Source organism: Massilia sp. BAP21 (assembly GCF_057801335.1).
Genome location: NZ_CM173596.1, coordinates 5,271,658 through 5,289,444, shown reverse-complemented (window position 1 = coordinate 5,289,444; position 17,787 = coordinate 5,271,658). Strand labels below are relative to the sequence as shown.

The following is a 17,787-nucleotide window of genomic DNA, read 5'->3' as shown; positions in this document are numbered from 1 at the left end:
AGGGAGACAGACATGAACTTCGAACACACTGAAGAACGGCGCATGCTCGCCGATAGTCTTAATCGATTTATCGCCGAGCAGTATGGCATCGAGACGCGCAACCGTACCGCCGCGACCGAGCAGGGCTACTCGACCGAGATGTGGGAAAAATTCGCCGAGCTGGGCGTGATTGGCGCGCTGCTGCGTGAAGAAGACGGCGGCTTCGGCGGCGGCGGTTTCGACATCGCCGTGGTCTTCGAGGCCCTGGGCCGTGGCCTGGTGCTGGAACCCGTGCTGGGCAGCGCCGTGCTGGCGGCCGAGGCGATCTCGTTTGCCGGCAATGCCGAGCAAAAAGCCGTGCTGGAAGAAATCGCGGCCGGCGCCACCATCGCCACCTTCGCGCACGATGAGCCGAACACCCACTACGAACTGGCGCGCGTGCAGACCACCGCCCGCCGCGAGGGCGATGCCTGGGTGCTGGACGGCGTGAAGGCCGTGGTGCAGGCGGCCGAGCAGGCGAACGTGTTTGTTGTCTCGGCGCGTACCTCGGGCGAGGTCGGTTCCGAGGACGGCATCTCGCTGTTCCTGGTGCCGCAAGGCGCGCCGGGCGTCTCGATTCGCGGCACCCCGACCATGGATGGCGGCCGCGTGGCCGACGTCACCTTCGCTGGCGTGCAGCTGAGCGAAGCCGCGCTGCTGGGCGAAGAAGGCAAGGGCTACGCCACGCTGGAACGCGCGGTCGGCCGCGGCATCCTGGCGCTGTGTGCGGAAGCGGTCGGCGCGATGGAAGCGGCGAAGGAAGCGACCCTGGACTACCTGCGCACCCGCAAGCAGTTCGGCGTGCCGATCGGCTCCTTCCAGGCCCTGCAGCACCGCATGGCCGACCTGCTGCTGGAAATCGAGCAGGCCCGTTCGACCGTCATCAACGCCGCTGCGGCACTGGATGCGGACCGCATCACGCGCGAGCGCGCCTTGTCTGCAGCGAAGATGAGCATCGGCCGCATCGGCACCCTGGTGGCGGAAGAATGCATCCAGCTGCACGGCGGTATCGGCATGACCTGGGAACTGCCGATGGCCCACTTCGCCAAGCGCCTGGTGCTGATCGACCACCAGCTGGGCGACGAGGACCACCATCTCGAACGCTACATCGCGCTGGGGCGCGCAGTCCAGCAAGACCTGGCTACGGTATGAGCGACGCACTGATCGTGCGGACCGAGGGCGCGGTGCGCGTCCTCGTCAACAGCAATCCGGCGGCGAGGAATGCGATCCGCCCGGAGCTGTACGACGCGCTGCAGGCGGCGCTGCTCGACGCGGCGGCCGATCCGGCCATCGGCGCGATCGTACTGGTCGGAGACGGCGAGTTCTTCTGCGCCGGCGGCGACTTGCGTGCGCTGGCAACGCGGCGCGAGCTGGCGCCTGCCGAGCGGCGCCTGAAGATCGAGCGCCTGCACGAGACCATCCGCGCGATCCAGGCCTGCCCGAAACCGGTGATTGCGGCGGTGGAGGGCGGAGCAGCCGGCGCCGGACTGTCGCTGGCGCTGGCCTGCGATATGCTGGTGTCGGCGCGCGATGCCTTCTTTGCGATGGCCTATGTGAAGGTGGGCCTGAGCCCGGATGGCGGTGCGACGGCTTTTCTATCGCAGTTCCTGTCGCGCCAGTTGATGACGGAATTGTGCTTGCTGGGCGAACGCCTCACGGCCGAGCGCCTGCATGCGCTGGGCGCCGTGAATCGCCTGACCGAACGCGGCGCGGCACTGGCGGAAGCGATTGCACTAGCGGCGCGCGTGGCCGATGGCCCGGCGAATGCGAATGCACGCATCAAGACGCTGTGCGCCCAGGCGGGCTCGAACAGCCTGCACGAACAGCTGGACCTGGAAGCGCAATTGATGGTCGAGTCGCAGGGCGACGACGAAGCGCAGGAAGGCATTGCCGCCTTCTTCGGCAAGCGCGCGCCGGATTTCGAGGCGCTGCGCCTGAAGCAGTAACAAGAACAAGCTGCCGGCGCCGCAAAACGCGGACGCCGGCAGGTAGAACAGTGGAGATCAAGTTGAACAGCAAATCCAATCTGCCGCTGGCAGGCGTGCGCGTGCTGGACCTGTCGCGCGTGCTGGCCGGCCCCTGGTGCGCCATGGTCCTCGGCGACCTGGGCGCGGAAGTGATCAAGGTCGAGCATCCCGAACGGGGCGACGACACGCGCGACTGGGGCATGCGCGTCGGGTCCACCGAGACCGCCTACTTCAACAGCGTGAACCGCAACAAGCGCTCCGTCTGTCTCGACCTGAAGACCCCGGAAGGCCAGGAGATCGCGCGCGAGCTGGTGAAGAAGAGCGACGTCGTGATCCAGAATTTCAAGTTCGGCGACGTCGAGCGCATGGGCCTGGGCTACGATGAACTGAGCAAGGAACAGCCGGGCCTGATCTACTGCTCGATCACCGGCTACGACCGTACCGGACCTGAAGCCACGCGTCCCGGCTACGACCTGGTGATCCAGGGCGAGTCCGGCCTGATGGCGCTGAACGGCGAACCGACCCAGCCGCCGCTGAAGTTCGGCGTGGCGGCGGTCGACATGATGACCGGGATGTACGCAGCCCAGGGCGTGCTGGCCGCGCTGTACGAGCGCGAAAAAAGTGGGCAAGGCCGTCATGTGGGCATGGCCCTGTTCGATTGCGGCCTGATGATCACCGCCTACTATGGCCTGGAAGCCCTGCTGCGCGGGAACGATCCGCCGCGCTTCGGAAACGGCCACCCGTCGATCATGCCGTACGGCGTGTACGAAGCGGCCGACGGCCCGCTGGTGATCGCCGTCGGGAACAATAGCCAGTTCCTGCGATTCTGCACGGATGTGATCGACCGCGCCGACATCGCGGGCGACGAGCGTTTCAAGACCAACCTGACGCGCACCCAGCACCGCGACGAACTGATGCCGATGATCCGCAGCGAACTGGCCAAGCGCCAGCGCCGTGACCTGCTCGACGCGATGAGCCGGGTCGGCATTCCTTGCGGCGAAGTGGCGGGCCTGCACGAGGCGCTGACCTCGCAGCGTGCTACTGACGGCGGGCTGGTGCAGTACATGGCGCACGACGAAGTGGGGCAGGTGGCTGTGCTGGCGTCGCCGTACCGCTTCAATGGCGAGCGCCTGCCGATCCGTAGCGCGCCGCCGCGGTTGGGAGAAGGCACGAACGAGGTGCTGGCCGACTTGCTGGGGCTGTCGGAAGAAAAGCTGGCCAGCCTTAAGGAGCGCGGCGTCTCCAGATAAGCCTGTCCAGCAGGTCGCCAGGGGAATCCCCGCGATCTACTGGACGGTATGGAACCCTCACCGTAAATCGCGCTCCAACGCCTTTGCCGGCGAACGCTTTCGTGCGCCGGCAGGGAGGAGCACGTCATGAAATGTCTCGTCATCGCGGCCCTGGCCGTAGCCGTGGGCGCCTGCGCCCCGATCACACCGCACCAGGATCTGGTCGGCACGCCTGTGCCGGCGGACGCCGCCAGCCGCACCGTCAGCATCAGCCCCGCAACCCGCTACGTCAACGTCATTGGCGGCGACGTGGTGCGCTTCGAATCCGCAGGCCAGGCCTTTGCCTGGAACTTCAACGCCAGCCCGATCGTCAGTGTGTTTGCCCTGAACCAGGTGGCGCCCAGCGGCATGCTCGACCACGAAGTACTGGTCTACCTCATGCCCGACCCGCTTTACAACGAAGGAAGCGAACTCTATGCGCGCAGCCGGTTAGCCAATCCCTGGCATCTGGTCCACTAGGGCCTCAGCCAGGGTCCGACGACATGCCCGCGGCGTCGCCCGCCGCGGCACGGGGTTCGCGCATGCGCAGCATCGCCACCAGCGAGACCGCCTTCACGCCAATCGCGATCCAGAACACGAGCGTGAAGCCGAAATGGTGGGCCAGTACCCCACCCAGCAGCGGGCCGACGGCCATCATCAAGTGAGACGCCGTGTCCGATACCGCGATCAGCATGGGCAATTCGTGGTGCGAGCCGAACTCCAGCACGAAGTTTTGCGAGGCGATCTGGTAGCCGCCCAGGCCCGCGCCGAGGCCGCAGAAGGCCAGGATGAAGAGCGGCAGGCTGTGTGAGACCATCAGCGCCAAGGTCGACACCAGCCACAGGCCCACGCTGAGCAGGAACACCAGGCGGTAGCCGCGCTTGTCGGCGATGCGGCCCCAGAGCAGGTTGCTCACGGTCTGGGCCAGCAGGAAGGAGAGCGACAGATAGCCGAGCGTGGCGCCGGACAAATCGACGAACTTGCCGGCATGGATGGCGTAAAAGGGTGCGGCCGTCATGCCGAGGGCGGCCAGTGCACGGGCAATGAAGAAGCGCGTGAACTGGCGGTCGCGGCGCAGGATGGCCGGGATGTCGCGCAGCCGTTGCATCAGGCTGGAAGCCGCGCGCACCGCTAGCGACTCCGGCTCGCGCAGGAAGCTCAGTGCCGAGATGCCGATGCTGGTGAGGATGAACGCGACCATGAAGGTGGACGCATAGCCATTGCCGAAGGCGTTTGCCTCGACCAGGTGCTTGCCGCCGAAATAGGCCACGACCGAGGCCGACAGACCGCCGAGGAAGTTGCGCATGCCGGCCAGTTCGCCACGCCGGTTGGCGGGGATCACCTTGGCCATCACGAAGTTGAAGCTGACCGCCTGCATGCCCCAGAAGAAGCCGAACAGCGCCAGGAAGACGCACACGGCCACCAGCGCCGCGTCGCCGCTGAGCAGGAAGCCGGACAGGGCCAGGCCCAGCACCTGGGCGCGCATCAGCCAGCCGACGCCGAACACCACCGGCATCACGCGTTTGCGGTGTTCGATCAGCGTGGCGCTCCAGATCGACGATAAGGCCATGCCCAGCGACTGGCCGGCCAGGGCCAGGCCAACCGTCAGGTTCGATTGCGAGAGCAGGTAGATGTAGGCGGGGACGAAGGTCGGCGCCGTCACCAGCCGGAAGCCGGTAACGCCGAGGAAGCCGTGGACCAGGTTGGCGACGTAGTTGCGCGGCAGGTCGCGGGCGACCTGGGCGTCGTAGGCCGCCTGTCGATCGTCGGCGCCGGTGCTTGCGTCAAACTTGGGCGCCGCGTGGGTCGTCATGTGTTATTTGCTTTTGTGGCGCGGCTGGGCATTGGACAAATCGCTGATGCGTTCCCACTGCGCGGCCACGCCGTCGGCGCTCGATTCCGGGCCGAGGTCGACCCAGGGGCTTTCGACGATGGTGGCGACGCTGAAGTTGCCGCCGGCCGCCTGCAGGATCACGCCGCTGGGCGCGTCGTCGCTGGCCAGGTAGACCACGCCCGGCACGATGTGCTCGGGGCCGAGCTTGTCGAACTGCTCCTGCGGCAGCAGGCCTTCGGTCATGCGCGTGGCGGCCACCGGCGAAATGGCGTTGATGCGGATGTCGCGCTTGGCGCCTTCGATCTTCAGGGTGTTCATCAGGCCGACCAGGCCCATCTTGGCGGCGCCGTAGTTGGCCTGGCCGAAGTTGCCGTACAGGCCCGAGGGCGAGGTCGTCATCACGATGCGGCCATAACCCTGTTCGGCCATGATCGCCCACACCGCCTTGGTGCAATTGAAGGAGCCCATCAGGTGGACGTCGAGCACGGCCTGGGCGTCGTCGAGTTCCATCTTGAGGAAGCTTTTGTCGCGCAGGATGCCCGCGTTGTTGACCAGGATGTCGATGCGGCCGAACGCGTCCAGCGCCTGCTGGACCATGGCGGCGACGCCGTCGCGGTCGGTGACGCTGGCGCGGCTGGCGATCGCTTCGCCGCCCATGGCCTTGATCTCCTCGACCACGGCGTCGGCGGCGCCGCCCGCGCCGCGGCCATCGGCCGCGCCACCGAGATCGTTGACGACCACGCGCGCGCCGCGCTGGGCCAGTTCGAGTGCATAGCAACGACCGAGGCCGCCACCGGCGCCGGTGACAATGGCTGTCTTTCCTGCGAAGCTGATCATGTGTCTCGCCTTTTTAGGGGTTATGGTATGTAGGTTGGAAAATCATAGCACGGTGCGGGTGGCTTGTAGTCGATGCGGCGACACATTTTAGAAAAATCGGTCTGGGTGCGTGGCGGCGTGCGATCGGTGGGCACTTGTGTTTTTCGCCACGCTATAATGCGTGCTGCTCAACTGTCCCGGTGCCGCCATGGAAGAACCCGTCAACGCCAGCCGCATGACGCAGCGCTATATGCAAAAGCGCGAGGCCATCCTGCACGTGGCGGCGCGGCTGTTCAATGCGCGCGGCATGAAGGGCGCCACGCTGTCGGACGTGGCCACAGCCGTCGGCCTGAGCACCAACAGCATCACCTACTACTACAAGAAGAAGGAAGACCTGGTCGTCGCCTGCCTGCTGCGCTCGATCGAGACGGTAAGCGGCATCATCGCCCAGGCCGCCGAAGAACCCGCGCCGGAAGGGCGGGTGCGCAGCTTCGTGCGCCTGTTCCTGGCGCGCCTGGCCGAAACCGCCACTGGCGGGGCCAGCGAAATGATGACCTTCCGCGACGTGCACGTGCTGGGCAGCCCGCACAGCGAGGTCGTGTTCGCCGCCTACATCGAGATGTTCCGCAGCTGCCGCCGCCTGCTGCTGCTCGGCCCCATCAAGCCGGCCAAACGGCTGTCGCTGAATGCGCGCACCCACCTGCTGCTGACGCTGACGCTCTGGACGATGTCATGGAGCGGCCGCTACGACCCTGAGGATTTCGGCATCGCCGCCGAGCGCATGGGCGGCATCCTGATTGGCGGTATCCGTTCCGGCAAATCGGCGTGGCGCCTCGGCGCGCTGGACACGGCCCTGACGGCGCCGCCGATGGCCGGGGACAGCGCGCAAGACGCATTTCTGCGCGCGGCCACGGCGCTGATCAACGAGCAGGGGTACCGCGGGGCCTCGGTCGAACGCATCTCCGCGCGCCTGAACGTGACCAAGGGCGCCTTCTACCACCACAACCCGAACAAGGAAGACCTGATCGCCGCCTGCTTCGAACGCAAGTTCACGGTGATCCGCGAGATGCAGCGCGTGGCCATGGCCAGCGGCGGCTCGGGCTGGGACAAGCTGTGCGCCGTGTCGCGCGCGCTGGTGCGCTATCACTTCTCGGAGCACGGGCCGCTGCTACGTACTTCGGCGTGGAGCGAACTGCCGGACGATATCCGCGAGGCCAAGCTCACTGCCACCGCGCAGCTAGACCAGCGGTTCGTGAGCATGCTGGTGGAAGGCATGCAGGACGGGTCGATCCGGCCGCTGGACCAGGCGATCGCCGGGGCGCTGGTGAGTGGGATGGTGAATGCTTCTGTACTGCTGGATCGCTGGGTGGAAGACGTAAATGGCGAGAATGCGTTGGAGCTGTTCGTGCGGCCCTTATTCGAGGGCTTGCTGTCGGAGTCCTGAACGGTTTTAGTGAGTTCGGTATCGCATCCATCCCATGCGCGCAGGATGGGATTTGCATTTTTCGTAAAAGAGGTATTGCACAGTTAGGCAGACCGCGATAACGTAGGGTGGACGGGTTACCCGTCCACGCGTTCAACCACTGCTTGCAAATCGCGTCGCCATTATTCGGACGTGATTTGAACGCGTGGGCGGCGAAGCCGACCACCCTACAAAAACACAAACCATGGAGGAGACACATGTCACTGTTCGACCTGAGCGGTAAAGTCGCCATCATCACCGGTTCCTCGCGCGGCATCGGCCGTGCGATCGCGGTGCGGATGGCCGAGCAGGGAGCCAAGGTAGTCGTTTCATCGCGCAAGGAAGCCGCCTGCGCTGAAGTTGTCGCCGAGATCAACGCAGCCCACGGCGAAGGCCGCGCCATCGCCATTCCGGCCAACATCTCGTCCAAGGAAGACCTGCAGCGCCTGGTCGACGAGACGAATAGCACCTTCGGCCAGGTCGACATCCTGGTCTGCAACGCCGCCTCGAACCCGTATTACGGCCCAATGGCCGGCATCGCCGACGACCAGTTCCGCAAGATCCTCGAGAACAACGTTCTCGCCAACCACTGGCTGATCAACATGGTCGCGCCGCAGATGATCGCCCGCAAGGACGGCGCCATCATCATCGTCTCCTCGATCGGCGGCCTGCGCGGCTCGCCCGTCATCGGCGCCTACAACGTCTCGAAAGCGGCCGACATGCAGCTGGCACGCAACCTGGCCGTCGAATTCGGCCCGCACAACGTGCGCGTCAACTGCATCGCCCCGGGCCTGATCAAGACCGACTTCGCCCGCGCCCTGTGGGAAGACCCGGCACGCCTGAAGGAAGTCAACGAACGCGCCCCGCTGCGCCGCATCGGCGACCCCGACGAAATCGCCGGCACCGCCATCTACCTGGCCTCGCGCGCAGGCAGCTTCGTCACCGGCCAGAACATCGTGGTCGATGGCGGCGTGACGATCTAAGGACGAACTGAGGAGAAACGCATGGATGAACTCTTAGCCTTCCGCCAGGAAGTCCGCGCCTGGCTCGAAGCATACTGCCCGCCCGAGATGCGCCTGCCCATGGCCGGCGACGACGAAATCACCTGGGGCGGCCGCAAGATGGCGTTCAAGTCCGAGGCCCAGCGCACCTGGCTCGAACGCATGGCCGCCAAAGGCTGGACCGTGCCCGAGTGGCCGGTGGAATATGGCGGCGGCGGCCTCTCGCGCGAGCAGGCCAAGGTGCTGCGCCAGGAGATGAATTCGCTCGGCTGCCGCGTGCCGCTGCAAAGCTTCGGCATCTGGATGCTCGGACCGGCGCTGCTGAAGTACGGCAGCGAAGAGCAGAAGCGCGAACATCTGCCGCCGATCGCGCGCGGCGAGATCCGCTGGTGCCAGGGCTATTCGGAACCGAACGCCGGCTCCGACCTCGCTTCGCTGCAGACCCGCGCCGAAGACCGTGGCGACCACTTCGTCGTCAACGGCCAGAAGGTCTGGACCTCGTATGCCGACAAGGCCGACTGGATCTTTTGCCTGGTGCGTACCGACCCGACGGCCAGCAAGCATACCGGCATCAGCTTCGTCCTGTTCGACATGGCCACGCCAGGCGTGTCGACGCGGCCGATCACCCTCATCTCGGGCAAGTCGCCGTTCTGCGAAACCTTTTTTGATGACGTACGCGTGGAAAAGCGCAACCTGGTCGGCGAGCTGAATGGCGGCTGGACGATTGCCAAGTATTTGCTGACCCACGAGCGCGACATGATCGGCGCGATGGGCGAAGTGGCGCAGCCGCCGAAGCTGGGGCAGTTCGCATCGCAATCGATTGGGCTGGACGAATGCGGCAAGCTGGACGAACCGGTGCTGCGCACCGACATCGCCCGTTTCGAGATCGACGAGGTGGCTTTCCGCCTGCTGCTGGAACGCAGCGGCGACCTGGCGCGCCAGGGCAAGGTGCATCCGGCGTTTTCGTCAGTGCTGAAGTACTACGGTGCGGAGCTCAACAAGCGGCGCTACGAACTCCTGATGGCAGCCGGCGGCAGCACGACGCTGGAGTGGGAGGGCGAGCGCAGTCACGGTGGCGAAGTCGCGCGCGAATGGCTGCGCGCCAAAGCGAATTCCATCGAGGGCGGCACCAGCGAAGTGCAACTGAACGTCATCTCGAAACGCATCCTCGGCCTGCCGGGCGCATAACAACGGAGCACAACATGGCATTGGTACTGAACCAGGAACAGGACATGCTGCGCGAAAGCGCGCTGCAGTTCATGAAGGAACGCGCCCCGGTGGCGCAACTGCGCTCGCTGCGCGACACCCGCAACGACGACGGCTTTTCGCGCGAGACGTGGGCCAGTTTTGCAGAGATGGGTTTCACCGGCGTGCTGGTGCCGGAAGAATTCGGCGGGCTCGGATTGGGCATGGTGGAAGCCGGCGCGATCATGGAAGCGATCGGCCGCAATTTGACGGCGGTGCCGTTCTTCTCGACAGCGGTGCTGGGTGCGTCGCTGTTGGCGCGGCATGGCAGCACGGCGCAAAAAGAACGCTGCCTGCCGGCGCTTGCCGGCGGCCAGATGCTGGTGGCGCTGGCGGTCGACGAGTCGGTCAAGCACCGGCCTGAAAAGGTCGCGCTGCGCGCCGAGCAGGATGGCGACGGCTATGTTTTGCGCGGCGAGAAGGTGTTCGTGGTCGACGGCCATGTGGCCGACCAGATGATCGTGTCCGCGCGCACCGGGGATGGCGTCACGCTGTTCCTGGTCGACGGGGCGGCGCAGGGTGTGCGGCGCGAGCGCAGCATCATGGTCGATGCCCATAACGCGGCGCGCATCGTGTTCGATGGCGTGCGCGTGGGCAGCGATGCAGTCATCGGCGAGCCGGGGCAGGGCGCGGCACTGCTGGACGGCGTGCTCGATATCGGCCGCACCGCGCTGGCCGCCGAGCTGCTGGGCATTGCCGAGGAAGCCTTCGAGCGGACCGTCGGCTACCTGAAGGAGCGCCGCCAGTTCGGCCAGATCATCGGCGAGTTCCAGGCGCTGCAGCACCGCGCCTCCATGCTCTATACCGACATCGAGATTACGCGGGCGCTGGTGCTGGGTGCGCAGCAAGCGCTCGACGAAGGTGCGCCACATGCGGCTGCGCTGGTGTCGGCCGCCAAGGCGCGAGCCGGCACCACGGCCACCCTGGCGGTGCAGGAAGGCGTGCAGATGCACGGCGGGATCGGCATGACCGACGAGTTCGAGATCGGCTTCTTCATGAAGCGCGCGCGCGTGGTCGAGGAACTGCTGGGCGATGCGCGCTTCCATGCAGACCGCTGGGCGAGCCTGAGCGCTTATTGAACCACGAGTGGCAGCGGCAGGATTGCCGCTGCCCTATCCGGGAAGCCGGATCTGTGCGTCAAAACTTTACGGAGTCTCGGTAGCAGGCGGCGGTGTCGGGTTCAGTTCCTGCGACCACACCACCGCCGCGATCTTCCAGCCGTCGGCAGTGCGCACCATTTGCCAGCTTTCCTTGCCCCAGTTCTCCTTGTAGCTGCCATAGACGAAGGTGTAATCGAACCATACCTGGCCGACTTCGCCGTCGCTGTCGATGCGTACGTTCGAGATCGTTTCGGCAACATTGACCTTGGCCTTGACGAGAGAGCTGATAAATCGGCGTGGACTACTGTTGAAGGTCTTGGACGGCCGCTTCATTTCTGGTTTGGGCCGGTTTGCGTATAGCCTTTCGATACTCGCATCGGTGGTGACACCGGCCCAGGTGATATCCTCTTTCAAGAACAGCTTCAGAAATGCTTCCTCGTCCTTGTTGATGATGGCCATACGGAAGCTTTCAATCACCTGCTCGATTTGTGCCTTGCTGTCCGCAGGTTGGGCGAGCGCATCATCGGGAACGACGGTTAGTCCGCCAAGCATGAGCATTGCTGCGAAGAGTTTTTGCATTATATTCTCTGCGTGATGGGATCGTTCCAGCGGGTGGCGAGAGTGTTGGAATTGCCAGTTTAATATGCAAAGATACGCCCGATTGTTGAGGTCTGCAATAGGCAGCAAGGTCGTTGGACCTTCATCACCTGGTAACAGCGAGACCACCGGCTCGCCGATACCGTCGTCTTTGTTGACAGGCAGTCGTTTCAGCGGCCGGTCTCGCGGTACGCGCTGAATACCTCTCCCACGAAATCCACCACCGCCCTGATGCGCGCGCTCGCACGCAGGCCGCTGTGCATCGACAGCCAGATATCCTGGTCGAGTTCGGGAATACGGGGCATCGCGGCGACCAGGTCTTGCTGGTCACTGGCGAGGAAGGTCGCCAGCACGCCAAGGCCGGCGCCATGCATCACGCCGTCGAGAATGCCGAGTCCATAGCTGCAGCGCATCCACGGCGCCGGCGCGCCGGGCAGGGCGCGCAGCCAGCGGTCGGACTGGAACTCGGCACGCGGCTCGTCGAAGCCCACGAAGGGCAGGCCCGCCCACTCCTGTTTCGCGATGGCTGCCGCATGGCGCGTTGCGACCTCGCGGTTGCAGTACAGGCCAAAGGACAGCGTGCCGAGCTGGCGCGCGACGAGGTCGAGCTGTTCGGGGCGGTAAGGCCGGATCGCGATGTCGGCTTCGCGCCGCGCCAGGCTGTACGGCCGGTGCGAAGTCACGATCTCCACCTCGACGTTCGGATAGGCGTCGTGGAAGCGCGCGAAGCGGGTCGTCAGGAAGTAGGACAGCCACTCGTCGGTATTGATGCGCACGGTGCCCGACGCCGCGTGCGCATCCTGGTGATCGCGCGTGCGCTCGATTTCCAGCGCGATCTCGCCCATCTGGCCGGCCCAGGCGATGATCTCGGCGCCGAAGGCAGTCGGAATGCAACCACCCTGGAAGCGCTCGACGACCTTTTGCCCGAGCGCTTCTTCGAGTTCGTCGAGCCGGCGCGACAGGGTCGGCGCGCTCAGTCCTGCTTTCCTGGCCGCGCCGCGCAAGGTGCCTTCTTGCGCAATGAGCAGGAGCAGCCGCAGGTCATCCCAATTCGTGTGTTTCATATATGGAGCATGATGCACCGATTTTGTGTCTATGCATACATTTATTGAATATGCGATGATGCTCGGCTATATCAATCGACTATCCGGATAGCGCCACACCAGCCTGTTCGTGATCGTAACAAACAGCCGTCACCGACTGCTTTTCATGGCGGCTGGCAGAAAGAGAAACAGCTATGCGTACCTTCCGCGACCGCGTGCGACACGCGCTCATGTTCGAAGCCGTGGCCCTGGCCATCTTCATCCCCGGTTCCGCCGCCGTCTTCGACCAGCCGATGAATCACATGGGTGTCATCGGCATTGTCTCGGCAACCATTGCCACCGTCTGGAATTTCGTGTTCAACATGGGGTTCGACCGCGCCATGCTGTATCTGCGCGGCAGCGTGCAAAAGACGATGGCGATCCGCGTGGCCCATACTTTCCTATTCGAGGCGGGACTGGTCGTCATGCTGATTCCGATGATCGCCTGGTACCTGGGCATCGGCCTGTGGGCCGCATTGCTGATGGACCTGGCCATCGTCACGTTCTACCTCGTGTACGGATTCCTGTTCAACATCGTGTATGACTGGGTGTTTCCCGTCCCCGCGCCGGTACGGCCGCAAGGCGCCTGAAGACGCCAGGATTGCCGGTTAAAAAAAAGCCGCTACCGGCCACGGTAACGGCTTTGCATGCCGACACAGCCCCACGGGCCGTGTCGATCGTGCTTACTTCCCGGCGTTCAGCGCGCGCAGGAACTGCCCCTTGACCTTGCCGCCCTCGACGGTGCCCAGGATCACGTTGGCGATGGTGCCGCCCTTGCTGTCCAGCCCATCGATATCGTTCGGGTTGTACATCGCCGGCAGCGAGGTGTACGCCTTTTCCATCTGCGCGCGGATCTTCTCGGCGTCGGTCGTGGTGCCGGCCAGCTTCATGGCGGCCACGGTCGCATGCACGGTCGAGTAGTTCAGGCTGATCTCGGTGCTCGGGTCCTTGCCCGGATTGAGCTTGCGATAACGCTGGGTGAAGGCCACCGCTTCAGGACGGTCGTCGTTCGCCAGCGGCATCACGCCGATCGAGCCTTCCAGCGGGGCGATGCCGCCGACCACCTTGGCCATCTCGTCGATCTTGGCCTGGTCGAGGATGATGAAGCCGCCCTTGAAGCCCAGCTCGCGCGCCTGCTTGGCGACCAGCGCGGTCGGCTCGGAGGCGCCGCCGATGAACATGACGTCCGGTTTCGCCTGCATCGCGCGGCTCACGCCGCTGTAGAAGTCGGTCGCCTTGTTGTACGACATCGGGTTCTCGGCCACGACCTTGCCGCCTTGCGCTTCCCATACCGGCTTGAAGGCTGCCGACCAGGCTTTCGCGTAGTCGTGGTCGGCCTGCACCATGGCCACGTTCTTGCCGTGCTTGGCCATCATGGCCTTGGTGAACGGCATGATGTAGCCGGTGAAGTCGGGCGGGATGCGGATGGTCAGCTTGTTGCCGCGGTCCGTCACCTGCGGCAGGCTGGTGTAGGCCAGCAGCAGCACCTTCGATTTTTCGTTAAAGGCCTGGACCGCGAACACGCCGCCCGAGTGCGGCACCAGCACGGCGGCGGTCTTGTGCTGCTGGACCAGGCGCTGGACGTTGATGCCGGTTTCAGCCGGGTTGTACTTGTCGTCGAGCGCAACGATCTCGACCTTGTAGCGCTTGCCGCCGATTTCCAGCGGCTTGGCGTTGATCTCGGCCGCGGCCATTTCCATGCCCGACAGGACGTTCTTGCCGTACAGGGCAGCGCCGCCGCTCAGCGGACCGGAGAAACCGATCTTGATGACTTCCTGGGCGTGCGCGGCGCCGCCGGCCAGGGCCAGGCTGGCGGCTGCGGCGGCGAGGAGGGTGCGGCGGGTGAACTTGGCTTGCAACTTCATGGTGGTGTCTCCTTGGTTTTGCTTGTTGTGGGTGCTACGTGTCAATACTCTGTCGAATCCGTCGTGTTCGTCAAGCACTGCGAAGCCAGGCGCCAGAATCTAGGCGCCAATATAGGCACGCCGGACCTGCTCATTGTTCAGCAGCTCCTCGCGCCCGCCTTCGAGCACGATGCGGCCCTGCTCGATGACGTAGGCGCGGCTGGCGATGTTCAGCGCCGCATACGCGTTCTGCTCGGCCAGCAGCACCGTGGTGCCAGCCTTGTTGATGCGCGCGATGACCTCGAACATCTGCTTCACCACCAGCGGCGCCAGGCCGAGCGAGGGTTCGTCGAGCAGCAGCGCTTTCGGGCGGCCCATCAGGGCGCGGCCGATCGCCACCATCTGCTGCTGGCCGCCGCTGAGCGAACCGGCCGGCATGTCCTTCTTTTCGTGGAGGATCGGGAACAGCTCGAACACCTCGTCCAGCGTGCGCTGGGTGCCTTTGCTGTCGCCGCGGTGCACGTAGGCGCCGAGCGTCAGGTTCTTCAGCACCGACATGCCGGGGAAGAGCTTGCGCCCTTCGGGGCAGTGGATCAGGCCATCGGCCACGATCTGTGAGGGCTTGCGGCCCACCAGGTTCTGCGAGCCGAAGTGGATCGAACCCGACGAGGCCTTGTTCAAGCCGCTCATGGTCAGAAAAATCGAGCTTTTGCCGGCGCCGTTCGAGCCGAGCAGCACCACCAGTTCGCCCTCGTTCGCGTGCAGGGTCACATCGTGCAGTGCGCGAAAGCTCCCGTAGGACAGGTTGACCTTGTCGAGTTTAAGCATGTTCGCTCCCCAGGTAGGCTTCGATCACGACCGGATTCGCGCGGATTTCGGCGGGCGTGCCTTCGGCGATGCGCTCGCCGTAGTTCAGCACCAGGATCTTGTCGGCCAGATTCATGATCATGTCCATCTTGTGTTCGATCAGGCAGATCGTCAGGCCGCTGTCGGCCATCTTGCGGATCAGGCGCGCCAGGCCCTCGGTTTCTTCCGGGTTCACGCCGCCGGCCGGTTCGTCCAGCAGCAGCAGGCTGGGGTCGGTGGACAGGGCCAGGGCAAAGGCCACGCGCTTGCGCTCCTCTTGCGAGATGTCGCCGGCGATGCGCGCCTCGATGTGGGACAGGCCCACGAAGTCGAGCGCGGCGCGCGCCTTTTCGCGGCAGCGGCGTTCTTCTTCCTTCATGCGGCGCGTGCCGAGCACGGCGTCGATCAGGGTCGAGCCGGTGCGCAGGCGGTGGCCGACGATCAGGTTATCGAGCACCGTGGCCGTGTCGAACAGGGTCGTGGTCTGGAAGGTGCGCGCCATGCCGCGCCGCGCCACCTCGTCGGCGCGCAGGCCGGTCACGTCTTCGCCCTTGAAGATCACCTTGCCCGAGGTCGGGGCGATCGCTCCGCTGATCAGGTTGAAGAAGGTGGTCTTGCCGGCGCCGTTCGGGCCGATGATGGCGTTGATGGTGCCGGCTTCGCACGAGGCGCTGACGTCGTTCACGGCGCACAGGCCGCCGAAGCGCTTGGTCAGGTGTTCGATCTTAAGCATGCGTTGCTCCTTGCTTCGGTGCCGGCGTCGACGAGGACGATGCAGCCGATGGTGCCGGCGCCGCGGGTGCGCGCATGGCGGCCTTCCTGCGCTGGCGGTTCAGGTAAGTGCCGACGATCCCGTACGGCAGGAAGATGACGAGCAGGACCAGCACCGGCCCGAATACCACGAAGCGGTATTCCTGCAGCACCTGCAGGTACTGGGTCAGCCACGGCATCGAGATCGCGCCGAGCAGGGGTCCGAGCAGGGTGCCGATGCCGCCGATCAGCATGTACATCGTCATGTCGAAGGTGTGCTCGACGCTGGCCACGGCCGGGCCGAGGAAGCGCACGTAGCCGGCGTACAGGCCGCCGGCCAGGCCCGAGAAGAACACCGACAGCATGAAGGCGAGCAGCTTGTTGCGCATCAGGTTGATGCCCAGGGCCTGGGCCAGGTCATCGCCGTTGCGGATCGCCATGAAGGTGCGGCCCAGCAGCGAGTGCACGATGCGGTGCATGACCCACACGCTCGCAGCCAGGAAGAACAGCACCATGTAGTACTGGGTGCGCGGCTCGGAGAAGTCGAGCGGGCCGATGTTTTCCGGCGCCGGGATGCCCATGATGCCCACCGTGCCGTGGGTCAGGCTTTCCCACTTCTCGATCACGAGGAACATGATGTAGCCCACGCAGAGCGTGAAGATCGAGAAGAAGTGGGTCTTCAGGCGCAGCGACACGATGCCGACGAAGAAGCCGAGGAAGGCGGCGACGAAGCCGGACAGCGCGAACGACAGCCAGAACGACATGCCGTAGTCCACCGTCAGGATGCCGACCGTGTAGGCGCCCACGGCCATGAAGCCGCTGTGCGCCAGGTTGTACTGGCCGGTGTAACCCGTGATCAGGTTCAGGCCGATGGTAGCGATGGCGTAGATGAAGGCGGTCGACATCACGGTGAGGTGGTAGTCGTTATCGGCAAGGAAGGGGAAAGCGATGGCCAGCGCCAGCAGCACCAGCCATCCGGTGACAGGGTTAAAGAGCTTCATCAGTGGGCTCCCTTCGCGAACAGGCCTTGCGGACGCAGCGACAGGATCAGCACCAGCAGGGCAAAGGCGATGATGTCCTTGTAGTCGGTCGAGATGTAGAAGGCGCCAAAGGCTTCGGCAAAGCCGATGATCAGTCCGCCGATAATCGCCCCGGGCACGCTGCCCATCCCGCCCAGCACGATGATGACAAAGGCCTTGGTGATGACCAGGTGGCCCATCGAGGTGTAGACCAGGTTGATCGGTGCGTACAGCACGGCGGCCATGCCGGCCAGCGCGCCGGCAATGGCAAAGGTGAGCATCGCCACGCGGTTGGCGTCGATGCCGACCAGGGCCGCGCCTTCGCGGTTCTGGGCCATGGCGACAATCGTCGCGCCGGTCACCGTCTTTTTCAGGAACAGCTGCAGCAGCACGACCAGCAGGAAGGCGGCGCCGATGATCAGGAGGCGCTGGGCCGGCATGGTCAGGCCGCCGAAGGTGAGGATCTGGTTGTACGGCGTGGCCATGCGGTGGAAGTCCGCGCCCCAGATGGCCTGGGCGCCCGCTTCCAGGAACAGCAGGATGCCGATCGAGGCGATCATGTGGTGCAGGTAAGGCGCTTTACGCAGCGGGTGGAACACCAGGCGTTCCGACACCACCGAGATCAGGGCCACCGTGACGGCGGCGCCGAGCATGCCCCACCAGTAGTTCAGGCCGAGCTTATCGATGATGAAGAAGGCGGCGTAGGCGCCGGACATGTAGAAGGCGCCGTGCGCGAAATTGGGTACGTGCAGGATGCCGTACACCAGCGTGAGCCCGAGCGCGACGAGGCTGTACACGCCGCCCAGGGTGAGTCCGTTGAGGACCTGTTGCAGGAAAAGCTCCAAAATGTGTCTCCATGATTTTCTATGTGCGCCTCTTGGGGCGCGCATTTTTGTGTGCCGTACTGCTTTTGGATGCCGTGCTTGTTGTAAGCTGAT

At 64.8% G+C, this 17,787-nt stretch carries 18 protein-coding genes; 9 read left to right on the top strand and 9 right to left on the bottom strand.

The genetic code is table 11. The features are described from left to right. The first annotated feature begins 12 nt into the window (after nucleotides 1-12). From ACWYRN_RS23125 to ACWYRN_RS23110, 4 genes are all read left to right on the top strand, one after another. On the top strand, nucleotides 13-1,170 hold the full coding sequence (locus tag ACWYRN_RS23125) for an acyl-CoA dehydrogenase family protein (RefSeq protein ID WP_488690155.1): 1,158 nt from the start codon (nucleotides 13-15) through the stop codon (nucleotides 1,168-1,170). After that, nucleotides 1,167-1,964, top strand: coding sequence for an oxepin-CoA hydrolase, alternative type (locus ACWYRN_RS23120; protein WP_488690154.1), 798 nt, complete (start codon nucleotides 1,167-1,169; stop codon nucleotides 1,962-1,964). The genes ACWYRN_RS23125 and ACWYRN_RS23120 overlap by 4 nt, the downstream gene beginning before the upstream one ends. Nucleotides 1,965-2,026: 62 nt before the next feature. Beyond that, nucleotides 2,027-3,235 (top strand): CaiB/BaiF CoA transferase family protein, encoded by a 1,209-nt coding sequence (locus tag ACWYRN_RS23115; RefSeq protein WP_488690153.1) that lies wholly within the window; start codon nucleotides 2,027-2,029, stop codon nucleotides 3,233-3,235. Nucleotides 3,236-3,361: 126 nt separating this feature from the next. Next, the gene (locus ACWYRN_RS23110) at nucleotides 3,362-3,733 is read left to right on the top strand and encodes a CzcE family metal-binding protein (protein ID WP_488690152.1); all 372 of its coding nucleotides are present in this window, start codon (nucleotides 3,362-3,364) and stop codon (nucleotides 3,731-3,733) included. Between the two features lie 4 nt (nucleotides 3,734-3,737). Here the strand turns inward: ACWYRN_RS23110 and ACWYRN_RS23105 are convergent, their stop codons facing one another. Next, nucleotides 3,738-5,066: an MFS transporter gene (locus ACWYRN_RS23105; RefSeq protein WP_488690151.1), complete on the bottom strand. Its 1,329-nt coding sequence runs from the start codon at nucleotides 5,064-5,066 to the stop codon at nucleotides 3,738-3,740. A gap of 3 nt (nucleotides 5,067-5,069) precedes the next feature. Further along, nucleotides 5,070-5,924, bottom strand: coding sequence for an SDR family NAD(P)-dependent oxidoreductase (locus ACWYRN_RS23100; RefSeq protein WP_488690150.1), 855 nt, complete (start codon nucleotides 5,922-5,924; stop codon nucleotides 5,070-5,072). A 187-nt stretch (nucleotides 5,925-6,111) separates the two neighbouring features. Here ACWYRN_RS23100 and ACWYRN_RS23095 point away from each other — a divergent pair, with 187 nt between their 5' ends. The 4 genes from ACWYRN_RS23095 (at nucleotide 6,112) to ACWYRN_RS23080 (ending at nucleotide 10,690) form a co-directional block, all read left to right on the top strand. Further along, entirely contained in the window at nucleotides 6,112-7,347 is a 1,236-nt protein-coding gene (locus tag ACWYRN_RS23095) for a TetR/AcrR family transcriptional regulator (protein WP_488690149.1), read from the top strand. 236 nt (nucleotides 7,348-7,583) lie between these two features. Next, nucleotides 7,584-8,348, top strand: a complete 765-nt coding sequence (locus ACWYRN_RS23090) for an SDR family NAD(P)-dependent oxidoreductase (protein ID WP_488690148.1) — start codon at nucleotides 7,584-7,586, stop codon at nucleotides 8,346-8,348. A 21-nt stretch (nucleotides 8,349-8,369) separates the two neighbouring features. Next, nucleotides 8,370-9,554 (top strand): acyl-CoA dehydrogenase family protein, encoded by a 1,185-nt coding sequence (locus ACWYRN_RS23085; RefSeq protein WP_488690147.1) that lies wholly within the window; start codon nucleotides 8,370-8,372, stop codon nucleotides 9,552-9,554. Nucleotides 9,555-9,568: 14 nt separating this feature from the next. Next, complete coding sequence (locus ACWYRN_RS23080) at nucleotides 9,569-10,690, top strand: acyl-CoA dehydrogenase family protein (protein ID WP_488690146.1); 1,122 nt, start codon at nucleotides 9,569-9,571, stop codon at nucleotides 10,688-10,690. Between the two features lie 66 nt (nucleotides 10,691-10,756). On the opposite strand, the gene ACWYRN_RS23075 is transcribed toward ACWYRN_RS23080, so the two are convergent. Beyond that, nucleotides 10,757-11,290: a Cif family virulence factor gene (locus ACWYRN_RS23075; protein WP_488690145.1), complete on the bottom strand. Its 534-nt coding sequence runs from the start codon at nucleotides 11,288-11,290 to the stop codon at nucleotides 10,757-10,759. 188 nt (nucleotides 11,291-11,478) lie between these two features. Continuing rightward, complete coding sequence (locus ACWYRN_RS23070) at nucleotides 11,479-12,372, bottom strand: LysR family transcriptional regulator (RefSeq protein WP_488690144.1); 894 nt, start codon at nucleotides 12,370-12,372, stop codon at nucleotides 11,479-11,481. Between the two features lie 173 nt (nucleotides 12,373-12,545). On the opposite strand from ACWYRN_RS23070, the gene ACWYRN_RS23065 reads away from it, so the two are divergent. Beyond that, complete coding sequence (locus ACWYRN_RS23065) at nucleotides 12,546-12,980, top strand: PACE efflux transporter (RefSeq protein ID WP_488690143.1); 435 nt, start codon at nucleotides 12,546-12,548, stop codon at nucleotides 12,978-12,980. Nucleotides 12,981-13,073: 93 nt separating this feature from the next. Here the strand turns inward: ACWYRN_RS23065 and ACWYRN_RS23060 are convergent, their stop codons facing one another. The 5 genes from ACWYRN_RS23060 to ACWYRN_RS23040 form a co-directional block, all read right to left on the bottom strand. Then, nucleotides 13,074-14,255, bottom strand: a complete 1,182-nt coding sequence (locus tag ACWYRN_RS23060; RefSeq protein WP_488690142.1) for an ABC transporter substrate-binding protein — start codon at nucleotides 14,253-14,255, stop codon at nucleotides 13,074-13,076. 99 nt (nucleotides 14,256-14,354) lie between these two features. Then, nucleotides 14,355-15,062, bottom strand: coding sequence for an ABC transporter ATP-binding protein (locus ACWYRN_RS23055; protein WP_229439716.1), 708 nt, complete (start codon nucleotides 15,060-15,062; stop codon nucleotides 14,355-14,357). Beyond that, complete coding sequence (locus ACWYRN_RS23050; protein ID WP_229439717.1) at nucleotides 15,055-15,813, bottom strand: ABC transporter ATP-binding protein; 759 nt, start codon at nucleotides 15,811-15,813, stop codon at nucleotides 15,055-15,057. The genes ACWYRN_RS23055 and ACWYRN_RS23050 overlap by 8 nt, the downstream gene beginning before the upstream one ends. Next, nucleotides 15,806-16,831, bottom strand: coding sequence for a branched-chain amino acid ABC transporter permease (locus ACWYRN_RS23045; protein WP_488690141.1), 1,026 nt, complete (start codon nucleotides 16,829-16,831; stop codon nucleotides 15,806-15,808). The genes ACWYRN_RS23050 and ACWYRN_RS23045 overlap by 8 nt, the downstream gene beginning before the upstream one ends. Next, nucleotides 16,831-17,694: a branched-chain amino acid ABC transporter permease gene (locus ACWYRN_RS23040; protein ID WP_488690139.1), complete on the bottom strand. Its 864-nt coding sequence runs from the start codon at nucleotides 17,692-17,694 to the stop codon at nucleotides 16,831-16,833. Before ACWYRN_RS23040 ends, ACWYRN_RS23045 begins: the two co-directional genes overlap by 1 nt. Between the last annotated feature and the right edge of the window lie 93 nt (nucleotides 17,695-17,787).

Excerpts from the sequence above, each read along its gene's own strand:
- ACWYRN_RS23045 (WP_488690141.1), bottom strand. The coding sequence starts at position 16,831 with ATGAAGCTCTTTAACCCTGTCACCGGATGGCTGGTGCTGCTGGCGCTG.
- ACWYRN_RS23095 (WP_488690149.1), top strand. The coding sequence starts at position 6,112 with ATGGAAGAACCCGTCAACGCCAGCCGCATGACGCAGCGCTATATGCAA.
- ACWYRN_RS23090 (WP_488690148.1), top strand. The coding sequence starts at position 7,584 with ATGTCACTGTTCGACCTGAGCGGTAAAGTCGCCATCATCACCGGTTCC.
- ACWYRN_RS23100 (WP_488690150.1), bottom strand. The coding sequence starts at position 5,924 with ATGATCAGCTTCGCAGGAAAGACAGCCATTGTCACCGGCGCCGGTGGC.
- ACWYRN_RS23070 (WP_488690144.1), bottom strand. The coding sequence starts at position 12,372 with ATGAAACACACGAATTGGGATGACCTGCGGCTGCTCCTGCTCATTGCG.
- ACWYRN_RS23080 (WP_488690146.1), top strand. The coding sequence starts at position 9,569 with ATGGCATTGGTACTGAACCAGGAACAGGACATGCTGCGCGAAAGCGCG.
- ACWYRN_RS23055 (WP_229439716.1), bottom strand. The coding sequence starts at position 15,062 with ATGCTTAAACTCGACAAGGTCAACCTGTCCTACGGGAGCTTTCGCGCA.
- ACWYRN_RS23050 (WP_229439717.1), bottom strand. The coding sequence starts at position 15,813 with ATGCTTAAGATCGAACACCTGACCAAGCGCTTCGGCGGCCTGTGCGCC.
- ACWYRN_RS23125 (WP_488690155.1), top strand. The coding sequence starts at position 13 with ATGAACTTCGAACACACTGAAGAACGGCGCATGCTCGCCGATAGTCTT.
- ACWYRN_RS23060 (WP_488690142.1), bottom strand. The coding sequence starts at position 14,255 with ATGAAGTTGCAAGCCAAGTTCACCCGCCGCACCCTCCTCGCCGCCGCA.
- ACWYRN_RS23105 (WP_488690151.1), bottom strand. The coding sequence starts at position 5,066 with ATGACGACCCACGCGGCGCCCAAGTTTGACGCAAGCACCGGCGCCGAC.
- ACWYRN_RS23075 (WP_488690145.1), bottom strand. The coding sequence starts at position 11,290 with ATGCAAAAACTCTTCGCAGCAATGCTCATGCTTGGCGGACTAACCGTC.
- ACWYRN_RS23120 (WP_488690154.1), top strand. The coding sequence starts at position 1,167 with ATGAGCGACGCACTGATCGTGCGGACCGAGGGCGCGGTGCGCGTCCTC.
- ACWYRN_RS23085 (WP_488690147.1), top strand. The coding sequence starts at position 8,370 with ATGGATGAACTCTTAGCCTTCCGCCAGGAAGTCCGCGCCTGGCTCGAA.
- ACWYRN_RS23110 (WP_488690152.1), top strand. The coding sequence starts at position 3,362 with ATGAAATGTCTCGTCATCGCGGCCCTGGCCGTAGCCGTGGGCGCCTGC.
- ACWYRN_RS23065 (WP_488690143.1), top strand. The coding sequence starts at position 12,546 with ATGCGTACCTTCCGCGACCGCGTGCGACACGCGCTCATGTTCGAAGCC.